Genomic DNA, 16,688 nt, shown 5'->3' with positions numbered 1-16,688 from the left:
CACAGTCTGATCAGGGAAAACAAAAGAACCCCCGCAAGTAGAAGCCTCTTGAGGGTTCAGCAGCGGCGTAATACTCCGCTACGTGGCTCCGACCGGCATCGATCCGGTGACCTTTCGATTTTCAGTCGAACGCTCTACCAACTGAGCTACAGAGCCCGACGTTCACCTTTGGCGACCGCCAGAGACGAAGAAACCCTTCCGTAGAAGGGCTCTTCATCTGGCGACCCTGACGGGACTTGAACCCGCGACCTCCGCCGTGACAGGGCGGCGCGCTAACCAACTGCGCCACAGGGCCATGGTGTATTCAATTGTATTCGGTTTCAGTGACCCCAACGGGATTCGAACCCGTGCTGCCGCCGTGAAAGGGCGGTGTCCTAGGCCGCTAAACGATGGGGCCGAAGCGATTTCTCGCTTGCTACCGAGATGAAATCCTATGACGGATGTCGCATGGAGCGCAAATCGGGGCCCAGAACACGGTATCCCTGGCGTGTCGCGCCGGACCTCGCCCGCGGATCGGCTCAGCCGCCGAGCGCGCGCTGCACGCGACTGAGGGAGATATTTTCGTGCAGCATCGTGCCCGAACTGGTGCGCTGCTCGAAGTGATACCCCATCTTGCCCTGGCAGAGCATGCCGATCAGGAACGGCTCGTCGGCGTTCCACATGATCCACGTCGGCTGCCCGTAGGTGTTCTCCCCCAGGAATGTGATCTCGATGTCGCGGCCGCCGATGCGCTGCACGCTCGGAGTCAGCGTCTCGCGCGTCAGGGCCACGCTGCCGTTGCCCGCCTGCTGCATCTCACTCATAGCACGATCCTAGCGAACGGCAGCCCGATTCGGACAACACGCGGACTCCGGGCCTGCAACCGGCAGACCCCGGGGCACCGCAGACCGCGCACTCACTCGGCAGCGAAGAACGAGCCCGTCACCCGGGCGAGCCCGTGCAGGTCGTCGACGTGCGCCAGTTCCCGCGCCGAGTGCATCGACAGCAGCGGCACTCCCACGTCGACGGTGCGGATCCCGAGCCGAGTCGCGGTGAGCGGGCCGATGGTGGATCCGCACGGCACCGTGTTGTTCGACACGAACTCCTGCGAGGCAACCCCGGCCGTCTCGCACACGCGCCGCCACAACGCGGCTCCGTGCGCGTCGCTCGCATAGCGCTGATTCGCGTTGATCTTCAGCATCGGCCCGCCGCCCGCGAGCGGCCGCACTCGCGGATCGTGCTTCTCCGGGTAGTTGGGGTGCACCGAGTGCCCGGCATCCGCCGACAGACACCAGGATCGCGCATTCGCCCGCGCGGAGTCCTCGCCCGAGGCGCCGAGCCCGGCGCGCAGCCGATCGAGCACGTCCGACAGGAATGGGCCCGACGCGCCCGATCGTGTCGCCGAACCGAGCTCCTCGTGGTCGAAGGCCGCGAGCACCGAGATGGTGCCACGGGCCGGCTCGCTTTCGAGCAGTGCGACGAGACCGGCAAAGGTCGAACTGAGGTTGTCGAGCCGGGGAGACGCGAGCAGGTCGCCCCGTGCACCGATGCGTTGCGGGTACTGGGTGTCGTAGAGGCGCACATCTGCGCCCGCGATGTCACCGGAGCTGATCCCGGGTCCCTCGTTCGTGAGCGCGGGATCCGCGACAGCGGGGTCCCCCGCGGTCGACGGGCCAGCTCCCTGCGCGAGCAGTTCGAGCACGGAGACGTCGCCGGCGCCCGCCGCCAGCACGGGCTGCACATGGCGCTGCCGGTCGAGGGTCAGGCCCGAGTTCGCCTCGCGGTCGAGGTGGATCGCGAGCTGCGGAATGCGGGCCACCGCCGGGGTGCGCACCAGGCGCTCGACCCCGTCGCGGGTCACGATGCGCCCGGCGAAGCCGAGATCCCGATCGAGCCACGAATTGATGAGCGGACCGCCGTACACCTCGACGCCGGCCTGAGCCCAGCCGTCCGCGGTGAAGTCGGGCCGGGGCTTGAGCACGAACCCGGGCGAGTCGGTGTGCGCCCCGAGCACGCGCACCGGGCTCGCCCCGTCGACGCCGTCGCCGGCGCGCCAGGCGATCACCGCGCCGTCGCGCACCACGAAACCGCAGTCGCCCGCGGCGAACTGCGGCCACGCCTCCCCCTCGTCGCGCGCGTCGAACCCCGCGCCGGCGAGGGTCTCGGCGACGGCCGCCGCCGCGTGATACGAGCTCGGCGACGCCGCGACGAACGCCGAGAACGCGTCGATGTAGGCGTCGCGGTCGGCGAGCAACCGCCCCGGTACGCCGAGAGCCCCGGGCCCCATCGTCTAGGCCTCGTCCGTCTCGCCGGACTCGGTGTCGGTCTCGCCGGTGTCCGGCGCTTCGAAGCCCGCCGCGAACTCGGCGAGCAGACGCGCGCCGAACCCCGTCGAACCGGTCGAGCGCCACAGGTCATCGTTCTCGGCCTGCATGGTGCCGGCGATGTCGAGGTGCCCCCAGGGCAGGCCGTCGACGAACTCGTTGAGGAACAGCCCGGCGAGGATCACGCCGGCGTACTGCCCGCCGATGTTCGACAGATCCGCTGTGCTCGACTTCAGCTGGTCGCGGTAGCGATGATCCAGCGGGAAGCGCCAGATGTTCTCGTCGGTGGCGTCGGCGGCGGCCTGCAGCTGATCGGCGACCGCGTCGTTGTTGGCGAGCATCGCGGCCGTGCGCGTACCGAGCGCCATCATCGCGGCGCCGGTGAGCGTGGCGATGTCGACGATCGCGTCGGGGCGTCGCTCCTCCTCGGTCGCCAGCACCAGGCCGTCGGCCATGACGAGTCGGCCCTCGGCGTCGGTGTTCTTCACCTCGACGGTCTTGCCGCCGCGAATGGTGAGCACGTCGCCCAGCTTGGTCGCGCTGCCGGAGGGCATGTTGTCGGTGCACATGAGCCAGCCGGTGACGGCGGTCTTGGTGCCCAGATCGCGCAGGGCCGTCATCGACGCGAAGACCGCCGCGGCGCCCATCATGTCGAACTTCATGGCGGCGTGCATGGCGTTCGACGGCTTCAGGCTGATGCCGCCCGAGTCGTACATGATGCCCTTGCCGATGAGCGCGAGGTATCCGTCGGCGTCGGCGGGCCGGTAGGACACCTTGACCATGCGGGGCTCCTCGATGCTGCCGGCGTTGACGCCGAGCAGGCCGCCGGTGCCGAGCTCCATGAGCGCCTCGCGGTCGAAGACCTCGACCTCGAGGCCGAACTCGGGCGCCAGGCGCTCGATCACCTCGGCGAACTTGACCGCGCTCAGGTGGCGCGGCGGGGTGTTCGCGAGATCCCGCGCGATCGCGGCGGTGCGCGCGAGCACCAGGCCGCGCTCGACGCCGTACTCGGCGGCCTCGACGTGCTCGTCGCCGATCTGCAGCATGAGCTCGTCGAGCGCGACGGTGCTCGGGTCGCTCTTCAGGGCGTCGTATCGGTAGCGGGCGAGCACCGCGCCCTCGATCGCCGCCTGCACGGCGACCTCGGCGTCCCAGTCTCCGGCTGCGAGGATCCCGGTGAGGTCGACGGCCAGCCGGCCGGCTTCCCGGGCCGCGCGAGCGAACGCCGCAACCGCGTCGCGCAGCTGGGCGTCGGTCTCGATCTCCGACTTTCCGGTGCCGACGAGCACGCGCAGGGGCGTGCCCGGGAGCAGCAGTGTCTGGTTGGCGGCCCCCGTGAAGCCCGCCGCGGCGAGCGCGTCGCGCCCCACCTCGGCGAGGTCGCCGGGCAGCTCGCCCTCGGAGGCGACGAAGACGGCGGCCGCAGCGGACCCTTCGGGAGGCGCCGGTGAGACGCTGACCCGCGTGGAATGCGCGAGCGAGGGAACGGGATCGAAGGCTGGATCAATCACAACACTCATGAGCCCCAGCCTATCGCCGCGGCGGCTCTCCTGCGCGGGCCCGCACAGCGGCCGCTTCACAACCGGCGCCATAGCGAAGTGGGAGTCGCGTTCTGCCGGAATCCTCGCGGCGAAGCAGCAGAACGCGACTCCCACTTACCTGAGCAGAGCGCACGCGCACCGGCAAAGTACATGCGCAGGAATACAATTCGGGATCGCGCGTTGCACCCGGCATGAAAGCGTTCGGATTCCTCTCCTTCGGGCACTACGGGCCCGTCCCCGGGTCGCGCGTGCGCACCGCGGGCGACATGCTGCACCAGACCATCGAGCTCGCACAGGGAGCGGACGAGATCGGGGTCAACGGCGCCTACGTGCGCGTGCACCACTTCGCGCGCCAGGCGGCGTCGCCGATCCCACTGCTCACCGCGATGGCGGCGCGCACGAAGCGCATCGAGGTGGGCACCGGCGTGATCGACATGCGCTACGAGAACCCGCTCTACTTCGCCGAGGAAGCCGCCGCGCTCGACCTCATCGCCGACGGCCGGGTCGCCCTCGGCGTGAGCCGGGGATCCCCCGAGACGGCGCTGCGCGGCTACGAGGCCTTCGGCTACACCGGCGCCGAGGACGAACGCGGCGCCGATCTCGCGCGCGCCAAGTTCGAGCGGTTCCTGCACGCGATCGAGGGCGAGGCGCTCGTCGACAGCGACCCGCAGATGGCTCCTCCCGGCAGGCTCGCCATCGAACCGCGCTCGCCCGGCCTGCGCGACCGCATCTGGTGGGGTGCGGGATCCCGCGCCACCGCCGAGGAGACCGGCCGCAAGGGCCTCAACCTCATGAGTTCCACGCTGCTCACCGAGGCGACCGGCGACCCCCTCCACATACTGCAGCGCGACCAGATCGACCGCTTCCGCGCCGCCTACCGGGAGGCCGGGCACTCCGGATCGCCGCGCGTCTCGGTGAGCCGCAGCGTCTTCCCGATCGTCAGCGCCGAGGACGAGGCCTACTTCGGTCTGCGCGGCCGCGACGGGCAGGACCAGATCGGGATCATCGACGGGTTCCGCTCGACCTTCGGCAAGACCTACGCCGACACCCCGGATCGCCTCATCGAGCAGCTCAGGGCCGACGAGGCCGTCATGGCCGCCGACACCCTGATGCTCACGATCCCGAACCAGCTGGGCCCCGAGTACAACCTGCACGTGCTGCAGTCCTTCGCCGAGCACGTGGCGCCGGCACTGGGCTGGAAGCCCAACACGGAGGGGCCGGTGCGGGGCGACGCGGTCTGAACCCGGGGTCTCGCGCCGGGGGCGCGCAGCCCCCTCCGGCTCGACCCGGCACACTGGGATCCATGAGCACCGACCTGCAGCGCCCGCGGATCCGCCCCTATGAGCGGGCGGACGCCGCTCGAACGCTGGAGACCTTCATCGCCGCCGTCACCCGGATCGCTGCTGCCGACTACACCCGGGAGCAGATCCGAGCATGGGCCAGACCGGAACAGCGAGACCCGGAGAGCTGGCACCCGGAGATGAACGGCAGGAACAGCTTCGTGGCCACCCTCGACGGCGACGTCGCGGGGTTCTCCGATGTCGCCGCCGACGGGCGCATCGACATGATGTTCGTCTCTCCGGAGCAGCAACGACGAGGCGTCGCCCGAGAGCTTCTCGCCGAGGCGGAGAGACGTGCGGGAGAGCGCGGCGCCGAAGAGCTCTATGCCGATGTGAGCATCACCGCCCGGCCGCTCTTCGAGCGATACGGCTTCCGGGTCGAGCGCGAGCAGCGCCCGGTCCGGCACGGCATCGAGCTGGTGAACTTCAGGATGCGCAAGCGCCTCACGGGGCCGACAGCCGGCGCCGCCGGGGTCCGGCCGATCGTCAGGGATCCAGCCGAGCCGGAGTAGGGATCGAATCCCCTCGCACGCAGACCCCCGGGCTGACGCGCCGGAGACGAGGCCGCAGGTGCGGCGCCACCGCGGCGATTCCGCATGAACCGCGATGCCGGGGATGCTCGCCTCCGCGCGACGAGACCTCCCGGAGGGCGCATGACCGCATCCACACGGGTGTGCGGGTGTGCGGGTGTTCGGGTGTTCGGGTGTGCGCATCGGTCACGGTGAACGCGCGGCCGGCAGCCGATGACCCCGTTCGCGTCGTACACCGTCGTCGACGGCCGGCTCGTCACTGGGCAGAATCCCGGCTCGGCAAATACGACCGCCCGACGGGTCGCCGGACTGCTCTGATCCGCTCTCGCAGTTCCCGGGCCCGTCGGCTAGGGTGAGGGCATGAGCGGGGGAACACGGATCGCGCGACTGATCGGCTGGGCCGGATTCACGGCGGCCGGGGCGCTGCACGCCGTCTGGGCGTCAGGATCGACGTGGCCCGCGAAGAATGCCAAGCGGCTGAGGGCAGCCGTCGCCGGCAGCGCGAAGGCGGCCCCGAGCCCGGAGGCCACCTGGGCGGTCTCCGGTGCCGCGTTCACCGCCGGAGCTGTGGTCGCGGGCGGGCTCGGCGAGGGTCGGGCGGCAGTTGGGCTCAGGCGACTCATCGGACTCGGGCTGCTGGCCCGGGCGGCAGCCGGCGGCGAGGCCGCACTCGCGCTCCTGGGCCTCCCGGCGGCCGGCAAGCGCTTCCGCGAGCTCGATCGCCGCTTCTACCGCCCGCTGTTCGGCGTGCTGGGTCTCGCGGTGCTGATCGGGGCCAAGAAGAAGTAGCGGCATCGCCGCGCGGGGCCGCGACCGCCTCCGCGCACCCGGTCGCGCGTCACGGCCGCTGCGAGCGGTACGCCTCGCGCAGCGACGGGTAGTACTGGTCGAAGCCCGGGCGCTCGGTGCCCTCGCTCGCCGCGATGAGCAGGTCAAGGTAGTACTCCCACCCCGGCCCGATCTCGCCGACGCCGTCCATCCCGTCGTCGTCGAGGTGGTGCACGAGCGTGACGAGCGCGTCGTCGCCGTCCTCCTCGACGCGCAACTCCAGGTGCCAGCCGCCGACCTCGTCCTCGGCCTTGAGCACGAGGCGCTCGAGCGCTTCGCACGCGATAATGCGGATGCGGATCGCGGGCTCGTGATCCTCGAATCGCATGCGCACCCGGATCGCGCCGCCGGGGCGGCCGTCTCCCTCCCACGGTCCGAACCACTGCTCGGTGAGCTCGGACTCGGTGAGGTACGCCCACGCCTCGTCGACCGGCAGCGCGAGCGAGCGCACGAGCACCAGATCGATCCCGCGCTCCGTGCGCACCAGCTTCCCCGTCGCTTCAGCCATGCGCCCAGCGTACTCCTCCGCGCGCTCGCTCACACGTCGCTCACACCTCGCCCGCCTCTCCGCCGCACCTCGCCTGCGCGCTTACCCGTTCTTCCTCCGCTCCTCCTTGCGCTCCCCACCTCCTCCTTGCGCTCCCACCCCCTCCTTGCGCTCCCCACCCCTTGCGCTCCCCCGCACCCCGTGGCGTACACTCGGGGTCGTGAAGAACTGACGCAGCCCCGTTCCCGCCCCGCCGATCGGCAGGGCACCGCCGCAACGGCTCCGGGGAGCTGCGATTCCGCCCGCGAGGCCCGCGCCAACTCGCGCAGCCGGGGTGCCCCGCCCCCACGGCTGCACCGTTCGCGTCGGTTGCACCGTTCGCGTCGACGCACCGTTCGCGTCGACGGCCCGTTCGCGTCGACCCTCTCGCCGGCAGTGACGCACCCCGACCGACCTCGGCGGAACACCACGACGTTCCGAAAGGCGGCCACCATGCCCGCGCATCATCCTCCATCGGCACCCGATCTCGCATCGGCCGCGCGCGCCGCGACGCGCGACACCGGCACCACCAGCCGCACGCACCTCTCGGTCGAGGGCGTCTCTCACGCATACCCGGATCGCCGCGTGCTCAGCGGCATCACGTTCTCGGCCGCTCCGGGCGACCGCATCGGCCTCATCGGCGAGAACGGCACCGGCAAGTCGACGCTGCTGCGCATCCTCGCGGGTGTCCTACCGCCCGAGCGCGGAATCGTGTCACCGCCGGGCAGCATCGGACTGCTCGAGCAGGAGCTGCCGTACCCCGAGAGCGCGCCGATCTCCCGCGTACTCGACGACGCCCAGCAGGCCGCCGTCACCGTGTTGCAGCGCATCGAATCCCTCGGCGAACAGCTCGCCGCACGACCGCAGGACCCTGCGATCGCGGCGGCGTATGCCGCGGCCCTCGAGGATGCGGATCAGAGCGACGCCTGGTCGGCCGAAGCCCGCCGCGGCGAGACGCTCGGCGGACTCGGCCTCGGCGGGATCCCGCTCCGGCGGACCGTCGGCGAGCTCTCCGGCGGGCAGCGGCTGCGCCTGGCGCTCGCGGCCCTGCTGCTGAAGGCTCCCCACACGCTGCTGCTCGACGAGCCCTCGAACCATCTCGACGACGCCTCGGCCGCCTACCTCGAGCTCGTGCTGGCGGCCTGGCCGGGCATCGTGATCGTGGCGAGCCACGACCGCGCGCTGCTCGACGCAGTGTGCACCCGGATCCTCGATCTCGACGCACTCCCCGTGCCGGCGAGCGTGCTCGCCGACGCCGCCGGCCCGTCGCCCGCGTCCATGGGCTTCGCGGATCGGGCAGGCCACACAGGTTGCACGGCGCCGGCCGGAGCGACGCCCGGCGTGCGCACCGGGGCGACGACCGGCGTGCGCACCGGGGCATACGCGTCCCCCGACTCGGAGGACACCGGTTCGGGCCTCGGCGTGCGCGTGTGGGGCATGGGCTACACAGCGGCGCGTGCCGCCCGGCAGGCCGAGCTCGCCCGCTGGCGGGAGCGCTACGCGGCCGAGCAGGCGGAGCGGGCCGAGCTGATCCACGAGATCGAGGTCGGCTCGCGCGAGGTGAACCGCAAGCACGAGTCGAAATCCGAGTCCAAGATCACCCGCAAGTTCTACGCGGACAAGGACGCGAGGGTCACCGCGCGGCGAGCGCGCAACGCCCGCGTGCGGCTCGAGTCGCTCGAGCGGATTCGGGTGCGGCGCCCACCCGAGCCGCTGCGCTTCAGCGGATTCGCTCCGGGTTCGGCCTCGGGATCTGCGCCGCTCTCTGCGCCGGGATCGCACTCGGGATCCGCTCCGGGACCTGGCTCGGGATCCGCCCCTCCCCCCGCCACCGGAATCGGGGACGCACACGTCCGCTTCAGCCGCACGAAAGCGACCTTGCGCGACCCCGATTCTGCGAACCCCGCGGGCGCGGAACCTGCACGAGTCGAGGACAGCGCCGCCGCCCAGGCGCCGCTGCTGCGCGCCGACCGGGTGGCACTTGCCGGACGGCTGCGCGAGACCTCCCTCGAGGTGACGCCCCGCGGCCGGATCATGCTCACCGGGCCGAACGGCGCGGGGAAATCGACGCTGCTCGCGATCCTCGCCGGTGACCTGCAGCCGGATCACGGCACGGTGGAGCGCGGCGCTCGCGTCGGCTCCCTGCCGCAGGAGGTCAGCATCGTCGATCCCACGCGCACGGCGTCCGCCGTCTATCGCGATGCGGTCGGGTACGACATCGCCGAACGGGCTCCGCTCTTGGCCACCGGACTGCTGGCCCCCCGGGACCTCGATCGGCCGGTCGGGAGACTGAGCGTGGGCCAGCGCCGCAGACTCGCGCTCGCGGCGCTCGTCGCGGATCCCCCCGCCGTGCTGCTGCTCGACGAGCCGAGCAACCACCTCTCGCTCACCCTCGTCGAAGAGCTCGAGGCGGCACTGCGCGAGTTCACGGGAGCGCTCGTCATCGCCACCCACGACCGCTGGCTGCGATCGCGCTGGCCGGGCGAGACGCGCGAGCTCACAGCGCCGCGGTGAGAGGCGGCGCGCTCGCCGGAGCGAGGGATCCCGCAGCGCGATGACCGGGATCCCGTCTCTGCGAGTTCGATCGGACGAACTCTCGGCAACGGATCGGCGAGGTGCCGTGCGGGCTTCTCCCTCTCTCGCAAACCTTGCTAGCGTGACTGCTCGTGCAGACCGCGGCGATCCCGCCAGCACTCCGAACCACACGAAGGCGATCATGACCCCCATCGACATTTCCAAGCCGCACGAATACGATCACCGCCACGCCGATGTCTCCTCGGGTTGGCTGCGCGCGAGCGTCTTCGGCGCGATGGACGGCCTGGTCTCGAACGTCGGACTCATCGCCGGCATCGCCGCGGCCGGCGCCGCCCCCGGGATCGTGGCCATCACCGGCGTCTCGGGCCTCATCGCGGGCGCGATCTCAATGGCGCTCGGAGAGTACACCTCGGTGCGCACCGCGAACGAGCAGCTGGACAAGGAGGTGCGGATCGAGCGCGAAGCGCACTTCCGCAACCCGGAGGGCGAGCAGGCCGAGCTCGCAGCGCTCTTCGAGCGGCTCGGCATGGAGCAGGACGTCGCCGACGTCGCCGCCGGTCAGGTGCACGCGAACAGCGACCAGGCCGTGCGCGTGCACCTGGCGCACGAGCTCGGCCTCAGCCCCGAGGAGAAGCCGTCGCCGGTGGTCGCCGCGGTCTCGTCGTTCCTCGCGTTCGGGGTCGGCGCGCTCATCCCGATCCTGCCCTTCCTCTTCGGGTTCGGGACCCTCTGGTGGGGGCTTGCCTTCGGCGGCGTCGGCCTGCTGATCGCCGGCGGGATCGCTGCGGGCGTGACGCGCCACGGCTGGCTCGCCGGCGCGGCGCGGCAGCTGCTGTTCGGCGGCATCGCGGTGGCCGCGACCTACACGATCGGCATGCTGCTCGGGGTGTCCACGCTGGGGTAGCGCTGGGCGATCGAGAGCCGGAGCCCCCGATCCCACCGGAGCCCCCGGTCCCACCGGAGCCCCCGGTCCCACCGGAGCCCCCGATCCCACCGGAGCGCCCGCCCACACCGGAGCGCATATGCTGGGGAGATGGTGTCGGAGGAGTTCGCCGAGCAGGTGCTCGACATCGTCGCGCGCATCCCCGCCGGTCGGGTCATGACCTACGGCGACGTCGGCATCGCGATCGGATCGTCGGCTCCGCGCGCCGTCGGGCGCGTCATGGCGCTCTACGGTCACGCGGTGCCCTGGTGGCGCGTCGTCCCGGCCAGCGGGTCTCCTCCGCAGGGCCACGCGCGACTGGCGCTCCCTCACTATCGCGAGGAGGGCACCCCGCTGCGGCACGTCGCCGCCGCGGACGACTATCGGATCGCGCTCTCCTCCGCACGCCTGCCCTACACCCACGAGATCTACTCGGAGATCGCACTGTGAACGCACCCATCCAGCTCGGATTCACCCGCGGCGTCGCCCCGAGCAAATGGGCAGCGCGCTGGGGTCGAGCCGTGCCGGGACGTCCCCTCGAACTCGTCCCGTTCGCGCACCCGTTCGGCCGCCCCTCCGATGCGGGGCAGGACATGCTGCTCGAGCGCGCCGCTCCCGGCGAGCGGCCTCTCGGCAGTGATCCCCGCGATTCGCACCGCACCCATCACGCACTGCGGCTCTACGAGGAGGCCGTCGCCCTCGTGCTGCCCGCCGACCACGAGCTCGCCGAGCTCTCGGAGATCCCGGTCGTCGACCTCGCCCTGGTTCCCCTGCTCGATCATCCGCAGCACCCGGACTCCTGGCCCGCCGCGACCCCGTGGAGCGACCCGAACTGGATGCCGCGCGGACTCCCCGAGGCGCTGGCGCTGGTCTCCACCGGGATCGGCGGCGTGCTCGCGCCACTGCCCCTCGCTCGGCATCTCGTCGACAAGCGCGCGCACTCCGTGCTCCGGGTGGTCGCCGACGGCGATCCCATTCCCGGCACGACGATCTGGGCGAGCTGGCGGGTCGAGCGCGATGCCCCCGACGTGCAGCAGCTCGCCGGGATCCTGCGCGGACGCACGGCACGCAGCTCGCGGCCGAGCGCGGGCGCGACCGGCGCGACGGGCGCGACGGGCGCGACGGGCGCGGACGAACCGCCGAGCGCGAAGTCCGGAGCCCAGCAGTCGGCGAAGCGTCCGGCCAAGAAGAAGCCGGCGCTCAAGCCGAACTCGCGGGGCGCGCAGCTCGCCGCCGCACGGGAGAAGGCGGAGCGGGAAAAGGCCGCCAAGCGCAAGGCGAAGAAGCGGCGCTGAGACGCCTCCTTCCGCCGGTCGAGCGAGCGCAGCGAGCCGACACCCGCACCCGCCGGTCGAGCGAACGCAGCGAGCCGACACCCGCACCCGCCGGTCGAGCGAACGCAGCGAGCCGACACCCGCAACCGCACGATCCGCGGTCGCGATCCTGCACTGGCTGACGCGAAGCCCGCCGCCCCTACAGCTCCGAGGCCGGCACGTCGAGGGTGCCGCAGGCGGTCGGCCCCTGCTCGTACCCCGTCCGGAGCCAGCGCATCCGCTGCTCGGACGTTCCGTGGGTGAAGCGCTCGGGGTTCACGCCCACGCCCGCGGACTCCATGATGTGGTCGTCTCCCACGGCGGCGGTGCTCATGGCATCGGCGATCTGCTGCTGCGTGCTTGGTTTCAAGAACGGCACCCCGCTGTCGTCGGTGACCGTCGAGGCGTTCTGCACCTACGCCCCGGCGAAGCAGTCGGCCTGCAGCTCGAGCCGCACCGATCCCGAAGCCGGCCCGCTGTCGCGCCCGACGCCCTGCAGCGACCCGATGAGGTTGGAGATGTGGTGCCCCCACTCGTGGGCGAGCACATACATCTGGGCCAGCGAGCCGTTCGACGCCCCGTCCTCGCCGCTCAACGTGTCGAAGAACGAGACGTCGATGTAGATCTTCTCGTCGGCCGGACAGGAGAACGGGCCGGTCGCCGCCGAGGCCGCCCCGCAGCCCGACTCCGTCTGCCCTTCGAAGAGCACGACCTTCGCCGGACCGCGATAGTTGCCGACCTCCGCGGCCCAGTAGCGCTCGAGCGAGTCGCTCGCGGCCGCCATCCGGCACTCGACGTCGGTGTTCGCGTCGGCCCCGCTCTCGCAACCGGGCACCGACCCGGCCTGCTCCTCCGAGACGGCTCCCCCGCCGATCGCCTGCTCCACCACCGGAGCGAAGGGCATCAGGTTGATGCCCAGCAGCTGGAATCCCAGCGCCAGCAGCAGCACGACTCCGATACCGCCGCCGGCGATGATCCCGCCGCGTCGGCCGCCGCTCCGCTTCGACACCCGGCTCGTGTCGATCCGCACGTTGTCGTTGAGAGTCATGGTCTATCGGTACCGCCCCCCGGAATGGCCGCGAGACCCGGCCAGCCGCGGCTCGAGCAGCTCCCATCCCTCGCGAGATCCCATTTCCTGCCGCTCACCTGCACCTGATCCGGCGAGAAACGGGATCTCGGCGGAGGCACACCGCGCATGAGCGGGCGCAGAGAGCGAGCGAGACCCTACGCCGCGAAACGATCGGTCGCACGCACGAGGGCGTCGACGATCCCGGGCTCGCTCGCCGCGTGGCCGGCGTCGGGCACCATCTCGAACTCGGCCTGAGGCCACGCCCGGTGCAGGTCCCACGCCGTGCGGGGCGGGGTGCAGGCGTCATAGCGCCCCTGCACGATCACGCCCGGGATCCCCGCGAGTTTTTCTGCGGCGTCGCGGATCAGCTGCCCGTCCTCCATCCAGCCGCCGTGCGAGAAGTAGTGGTTCTCGATACGCGCGAACGCGACGGCCGCCGCGGTGTCCTCCCGCGCGGCGGCGATCCCCGCCGCATCGGGCACGAGGCGGATCGTCGAGTTCTCCCAGACGGTCCAGGCGACGCCGGCGGGCACGTGCACCGTCGGATCCTCGTCGAAGAGTCTGCGGCGGTATGCGGCGACCAGGTCGTCGCGCTCCGACTCGGGGATCACCGCGAGGTACTCCTCCCACGCGTCGGGGAACAGCTGCGACGCGCCCTCCTGATAGAACCAGCGGATCTCGCTGCGGCGCAGGGTGAAGATGCCGCGCAGCACCAGCTCCGTCACCCGATCGGCGTGCGTCTGGGCGTAGGCGAGGGCGAGCGTCGACCCCCAGGATCCCCCGAAGACCTGCCAGCGATCGACGCCGAGGTGCTCGCGCAACCGTTCGATGTCGGCGACGAGGTGCCAGGTGGTGTTCGCGGACAGATCGGCATCGGGCGCGCTCGCGTGCGGCGTGCTGCGCCCGCAGCCGCGCTGATCGAAGAGCACGATGCGGTAGCGCTCCGGGTCGAAGTAGCGGCGGTGGTCGGGGCTGCAGCCGCCACCGGGCCCGCCGTGCAGGAAGACGACCGGCTTGCCCTCCGGGTTGCCGCTCGTCTCCCAGAACACCTGGTGGTCGTCTCCGACGGGGAGACGACCGAACGCGTAGGGTTCGACGGGCGGGTAGAGCGCGCGCAGTTCAGACATGGACCCACCCTATTCCCTGCGGGCTCCCCGCCACGGCCACACTGCGAGCCCTGCCCAGGCGTCGCTGCGGCCCCGTCCCGGCTTCTCCGAAGCCCCGCACCGGCGTCCCCGCGGTCCCTGCGGATTCCTGCCCCGGCGCGCCGAGCCGCGCCGTGTCGCCCGCTGTGCCGCCCGAACCGCAGAGACCGATGGCGTCCCTACGCGCTCGTCTTCGCCTGCACGCGCTCCTCGGCGCGCGCACGCTCCTGATCCCGCTTGCGCAGCTCCTTCTCGTGTATCGGCCAGGTGCCCTCCGCGATGCGCGCCTCGACGTAGGCGCGCGCCTCCTCCTGACGCTCCGCCTCGATGCCGGTGGCGATCTCGGCGCGCAGCAGCTGCGGGGTGAGCCCGAACGCGTCGACGAGGTCGAGGGCGTGCGGCCGCAGGCGGGCGATGAGCCGATCGATGTACGCGGTGACGGCCTCGGCGCGCTGCCCCGAGATACGGCCCGCCACGAGGTACCAAGCGGCGTTGCGCTCGATGATCCCGAGTCCGAAAAGATCGCGGAGCCAGGTCAGCACCTGACGGGAACCGGGATCGTCTACCTGCTCGATGCCCTCGGTGAAGGCCTCCCACTGCAGCAGCTCGCCGTGCGCTCGAGCGGCCTCGATGAGCTTGTGCTGCTGCGCGTTGAAGGCCTCTTCGTTCGCGATCGCCCGCGCACGCGAGTCGCCCTTGGGAATGCCCTTGGTGGCTTCGCGCAGCGCGAGCGCGATCTCTGAGACCATCGTCTGCACGCGATCCGTAAGCAGCTCCCGCTGCGCCTCGGTGCTGCGCAGACTCTCCACCGAGCGCGAGACCTGGCCGAGATCGGCGATGCTCTGACCCATTTGCCGCAGTCCGAATCGACTCACGCGGTCGCCCAGCTGCGCGGCTGCGGCCTTCGCGATGGCCGCCCGGTCGCCCGGCTTGAACTGCGCGGCGTAGTCGGTGAGCAGGCGCTTGCCCACGAGCTGCAGCAGCACGTTGTTGTCGCCCTCGAACGTGACGTAGATGTCGAGGTCGGCTCGCAGCCCCACCAGACGGTTCTTCGCCATGAAGCCCGCCCCGCCGCAGGCCTCCCGCGCCTCCTGGAGCGTATCGAGCGCAGCCCAGGTCGACAGTGGCTTCAGCGCGGCGGCGAGCGTCTCGAGGTCTTCCCGATTCTCATCGGTGTCGCGGGCGCCTGAGAAGACCTCGTCGAAGACGGTGAGCAGTCGCTCGTCGGCGAATGCCATGGCGTAGGTCTGCGCGAGCCGCGGCAGGAGCCGCCGCTGGTGCTGACCGTAGTCGAGCAGCACCGTCTCGCGCCCGGATGCGCCGGGGAACTGGCGCCGCTCGCTGCCGTAGCGGATCGCGATGGTCAGCGCCGCCTCCATCGCACGCACCGCTGAGCCGTCGAGCGAGACCCGCCCCTGCACGAGAGTGCCGATCATGGTGAAGAAACGACGGCCGGGGCTCTCGATCTCCGAGGAGTAGGTGCCGTCGGCCGCGACATCGCCGTAACGATTGAGCAGATTCTCGCGAGGCACGCGCACGTGCGTGAAGTGCAGACGGCCGTTGTCGATGCCGTTGAGGCCTCCCTTCACCCCGTCGTCCTCGCTGCCGACGCCCGGCAGCATCTCGCCCTCAGGGGTGCGGATCGGCACGAAGAACGCGTGCACGCCGTGATTGACACCGCGCGTGATGAGCTGCGCGAAGACCACCGCTGCCTGTCCGTGCAGAGCGGCATTGCCGAGGTAGTCCTTCCACGCGCCGGTGAAGGGCGTGTGGATCTCGAACTCCTCGGTGTCGGGATCGTAGGTGGCCGTCGTGCCGATCGACGCCACATCCGAGCCGTGACCGATCTCGGTCATGGCGAACGCCCCCGGCAGCTTGAGGCTCATGACGTCGGGCAGCCACTTCTCGTGATGCGTACGCGTGCCGAGATGCAGGATCGCGGCGCCGAAGAGCCCCCACTGCACGCCGCTCTTGATCTGCAGCGAGGGATCGGCGAGCACGAGCTCCTGGAAGGCCGCGATGTTGCCGCCGTGGTTGTCGCCGCCGCCCAGATCGCTCGGGTAGGCGCGCTGGATCGCGCCCTCCTCGACGAGAATGCCGAGCTGGCCCAGGGTGCGCTCCCGGTGTTCGGGCATCGACTGCCCGGGGATCGTGTGCAGCCGCGGATCCTCGGCGAGACGGCGGGACTCCAGTCGCTCCCGCTTCCACTTGCCGAGCAGCGCGTCGCCGACCGTCTGGGCGTCGATGCGGGGATCCGGCAGGGTGTGGGTGTCGCTCATCACTGCTCCTTCGACATGGCCTTCGGGATCGCCCGCTCGAGGCACGATTCCCGGTTCCGAATGCTGCCAGGTTAGGAGGGACCGCCGACACTCACAACCGCGCGCTCCACCGCGCACAATCGAGGCTCACTCACGCCACCGGAAGCATTGTAGACATCAACCAAAAACTGCTCCGCCGAACTGGAGGTGATCTCCACTCGGTAAGGCGCGCCTGGGACCGCGTCTCGAGTCGTTCGTCGACCTGCGCACCGCGGCAGAGGCCATCGCTCGCGGGTTCCGCCCTGCATGGATCCTGCGACTGCGCTCGCTGCGCTCGCTCCGCGCAGGATGACGGGGAGAGCAGGCGACCGAGCACCT

13 protein-coding genes, 3 tRNA genes and 1 pseudogene are annotated in these 16,688 nt (G+C 71.1%); 7 read left to right on the top strand and 10 right to left on the bottom strand.

The window, feature by feature from the left end:
• Positions 1-83 precede the first annotated feature (83 nt).
• The 6 genes from EVS81_RS12560 to EVS81_RS12535 all read right to left on the bottom strand — a co-directional run bounded on the left by EVS81_RS12560 (position 84) and on the right by EVS81_RS12535 (position 3,823).
• Positions 84-156, bottom strand: a tRNA-Phe gene (locus EVS81_RS12560).
• Between the two features lie 62 nt (positions 157-218).
• Positions 219-295 (bottom strand) — tRNA-Asp (locus tag EVS81_RS12555).
• Positions 296-324: 29 nt separating this feature from the next.
• Positions 325-397, bottom strand: a tRNA-Glu gene (locus tag EVS81_RS12550).
• A 121-nt stretch (positions 398-518) separates the two neighbouring features.
• A complete protein-coding gene (locus EVS81_RS12545) occupies positions 519-803 on the bottom strand; it encodes a hypothetical protein (protein WP_130110682.1) in 285 nt (94 codons plus the stop codon).
• 92 nt (positions 804-895) lie between these two features.
• A complete protein-coding gene (locus EVS81_RS12540) occupies positions 896-2,266 on the bottom strand; it encodes a M18 family aminopeptidase (RefSeq protein ID WP_205879334.1) in 1,371 nt (456 codons plus the stop codon).
• A 3-nt stretch (positions 2,267-2,269) separates the two neighbouring features.
• Positions 2,270-3,823 carry a leucyl aminopeptidase gene (locus EVS81_RS12535; protein ID WP_130110681.1) on the bottom strand — a complete coding sequence of 518 codons (1,554 nt, stop codon included), beginning with the start codon at positions 3,821-3,823 and terminating at the stop codon, positions 2,270-2,272.
• Between the two features lie 212 nt (positions 3,824-4,035).
• Here EVS81_RS12535 and EVS81_RS12530 point away from each other — a divergent pair, with 212 nt between their 5' ends.
• From EVS81_RS12530 to EVS81_RS12515, 3 genes are all read left to right on the top strand, one after another.
• Complete coding sequence (locus tag EVS81_RS12530; RefSeq protein ID WP_130110680.1) at positions 4,036-5,085, top strand: LLM class flavin-dependent oxidoreductase; 1,050 nt, start codon at positions 4,036-4,038, stop codon at positions 5,083-5,085.
• Between the two features lie 62 nt (positions 5,086-5,147).
• Positions 5,148-5,696 carry a GNAT family N-acetyltransferase gene (locus tag EVS81_RS12525; protein WP_130110679.1) on the top strand — a complete coding sequence of 183 codons (549 nt, stop codon included), beginning with the start codon at positions 5,148-5,150 and terminating at the stop codon, positions 5,694-5,696.
• A 378-nt stretch (positions 5,697-6,074) separates the two neighbouring features.
• Positions 6,075-6,503, top strand: a complete 429-nt coding sequence (locus EVS81_RS12515; RefSeq protein WP_130110678.1) for a DUF3995 domain-containing protein — start codon at positions 6,075-6,077, stop codon at positions 6,501-6,503.
• A gap of 49 nt (positions 6,504-6,552) precedes the next feature.
• On the opposite strand, the gene EVS81_RS12510 is transcribed toward EVS81_RS12515, so the two are convergent.
• A complete protein-coding gene (locus EVS81_RS12510; protein ID WP_130110677.1) occupies positions 6,553-7,050 on the bottom strand; it encodes an SRPBCC family protein in 498 nt (165 codons plus the stop codon).
• A gap of 471 nt (positions 7,051-7,521) precedes the next feature.
• Here EVS81_RS12510 and EVS81_RS12505 point away from each other — a divergent pair, with 471 nt between their 5' ends.
• The 4 genes from EVS81_RS12505 (at position 7,522) to EVS81_RS12490 (ending at position 11,820) form a co-directional block, all read left to right on the top strand.
• Positions 7,522-9,582 carry an ATP-binding cassette domain-containing protein gene (locus EVS81_RS12505; RefSeq protein WP_130110676.1) on the top strand — a complete coding sequence of 687 codons (2,061 nt, stop codon included), beginning with the start codon at positions 7,522-7,524 and terminating at the stop codon, positions 9,580-9,582.
• Positions 9,583-9,724: 142 nt separating this feature from the next.
• Positions 9,725-10,507 (top strand): VIT1/CCC1 transporter family protein, encoded by a 783-nt coding sequence (locus EVS81_RS12500; protein WP_240739846.1) that lies wholly within the window; start codon positions 9,725-9,727, stop codon positions 10,505-10,507.
• Positions 10,508-10,636: 129 nt separating this feature from the next.
• Entirely contained in the window at positions 10,637-10,975 is a 339-nt protein-coding gene (locus EVS81_RS12495) for an MGMT family protein (protein ID WP_130110675.1), read from the top strand.
• Positions 10,972-11,820 (top strand): LysR substrate-binding domain-containing protein, encoded by an 849-nt coding sequence (locus EVS81_RS12490; RefSeq protein WP_130110674.1) that lies wholly within the window; start codon positions 10,972-10,974, stop codon positions 11,818-11,820. The genes EVS81_RS12495 and EVS81_RS12490 overlap by 4 nt, the downstream gene beginning before the upstream one ends.
• A 178-nt stretch (positions 11,821-11,998) precedes the next feature.
• Here the strand turns inward: EVS81_RS12490 and EVS81_RS12485 are convergent.
• The 3 genes and pseudogenes from EVS81_RS12485 to EVS81_RS12475 all read right to left on the bottom strand — a co-directional run bounded on the left by EVS81_RS12485 (position 11,999) and on the right by EVS81_RS12475 (position 16,331).
• Positions 11,999-12,886: pseudogene (locus EVS81_RS12485) on the bottom strand (neutral zinc metallopeptidase).
• 176 nt (positions 12,887-13,062) lie between these two features.
• Positions 13,063-14,034 carry a prolyl aminopeptidase gene (pip, locus tag EVS81_RS12480; protein WP_205879333.1) on the bottom strand — a complete coding sequence of 324 codons (972 nt, stop codon included), beginning with the start codon at positions 14,032-14,034 and terminating at the stop codon, positions 13,063-13,065.
• Between the two features lie 197 nt (positions 14,035-14,231).
• Complete coding sequence (locus EVS81_RS12475) at positions 14,232-16,331, bottom strand: acyl-CoA dehydrogenase family protein (protein WP_130110673.1); 2,100 nt, start codon at positions 16,329-16,331, stop codon at positions 14,232-14,234.
• Positions 16,332-16,688 lie beyond the last annotated feature (357 nt).

It is taken from the genome of Leucobacter triazinivorans (assembly GCF_004208635.1).
Classification (GTDB): Bacteria; Actinomycetota; Actinomycetes; order Actinomycetales; family Microbacteriaceae; genus Leucobacter; species Leucobacter triazinivorans.
The sequence above is the reverse complement of the archived record's forward strand: the minus strand, read 5'-3'. Positions and strand labels throughout refer to the sequence as shown.

Coding starts and splice junctions, on each gene's coding strand:
- EVS81_RS12515 (WP_130110678.1), top strand. CDS start 6,075: ATGAGCGGGGGAACACGGATCGCGCGACTGATCGGCTGGGCCGGATTC.
- EVS81_RS12510 (WP_130110677.1), bottom strand. CDS start 7,050: ATGGCTGAAGCGACGGGGAAGCTGGTGCGCACGGAGCGCGGGATCGAT.
- EVS81_RS12535 (WP_130110681.1), bottom strand. CDS start 3,823: ATGAGTGTTGTGATTGATCCAGCCTTCGATCCCGTTCCCTCGCTCGCG.
- EVS81_RS12475 (WP_130110673.1), bottom strand. CDS start 16,331: ATGAGCGACACCCACACCCTGCCGGATCCCCGCATCGACGCCCAGACG.
- EVS81_RS12525 (WP_130110679.1), top strand. CDS start 5,148: ATGAGCACCGACCTGCAGCGCCCGCGGATCCGCCCCTATGAGCGGGCG.
- pip (WP_205879333.1), bottom strand. CDS start 14,034: ATGTCTGAACTGCGCGCGCTCTACCCGCCCGTCGAACCCTACGCGTTC.
- EVS81_RS12540 (WP_205879334.1), bottom strand. CDS start 2,266: ATGGGGCCCGGGGCTCTCGGCGTACCGGGGCGGTTGCTCGCCGACCGC.
- EVS81_RS12495 (WP_130110675.1), top strand. CDS start 10,637: ATGGTGTCGGAGGAGTTCGCCGAGCAGGTGCTCGACATCGTCGCGCGC.
- EVS81_RS12530 (WP_130110680.1), top strand. CDS start 4,036: ATGAAAGCGTTCGGATTCCTCTCCTTCGGGCACTACGGGCCCGTCCCC.
- EVS81_RS12505 (WP_130110676.1), top strand. CDS start 7,522: ATGCCCGCGCATCATCCTCCATCGGCACCCGATCTCGCATCGGCCGCG.
- EVS81_RS12545 (WP_130110682.1), bottom strand. CDS start 803: ATGAGTGAGATGCAGCAGGCGGGCAACGGCAGCGTGGCCCTGACGCGC.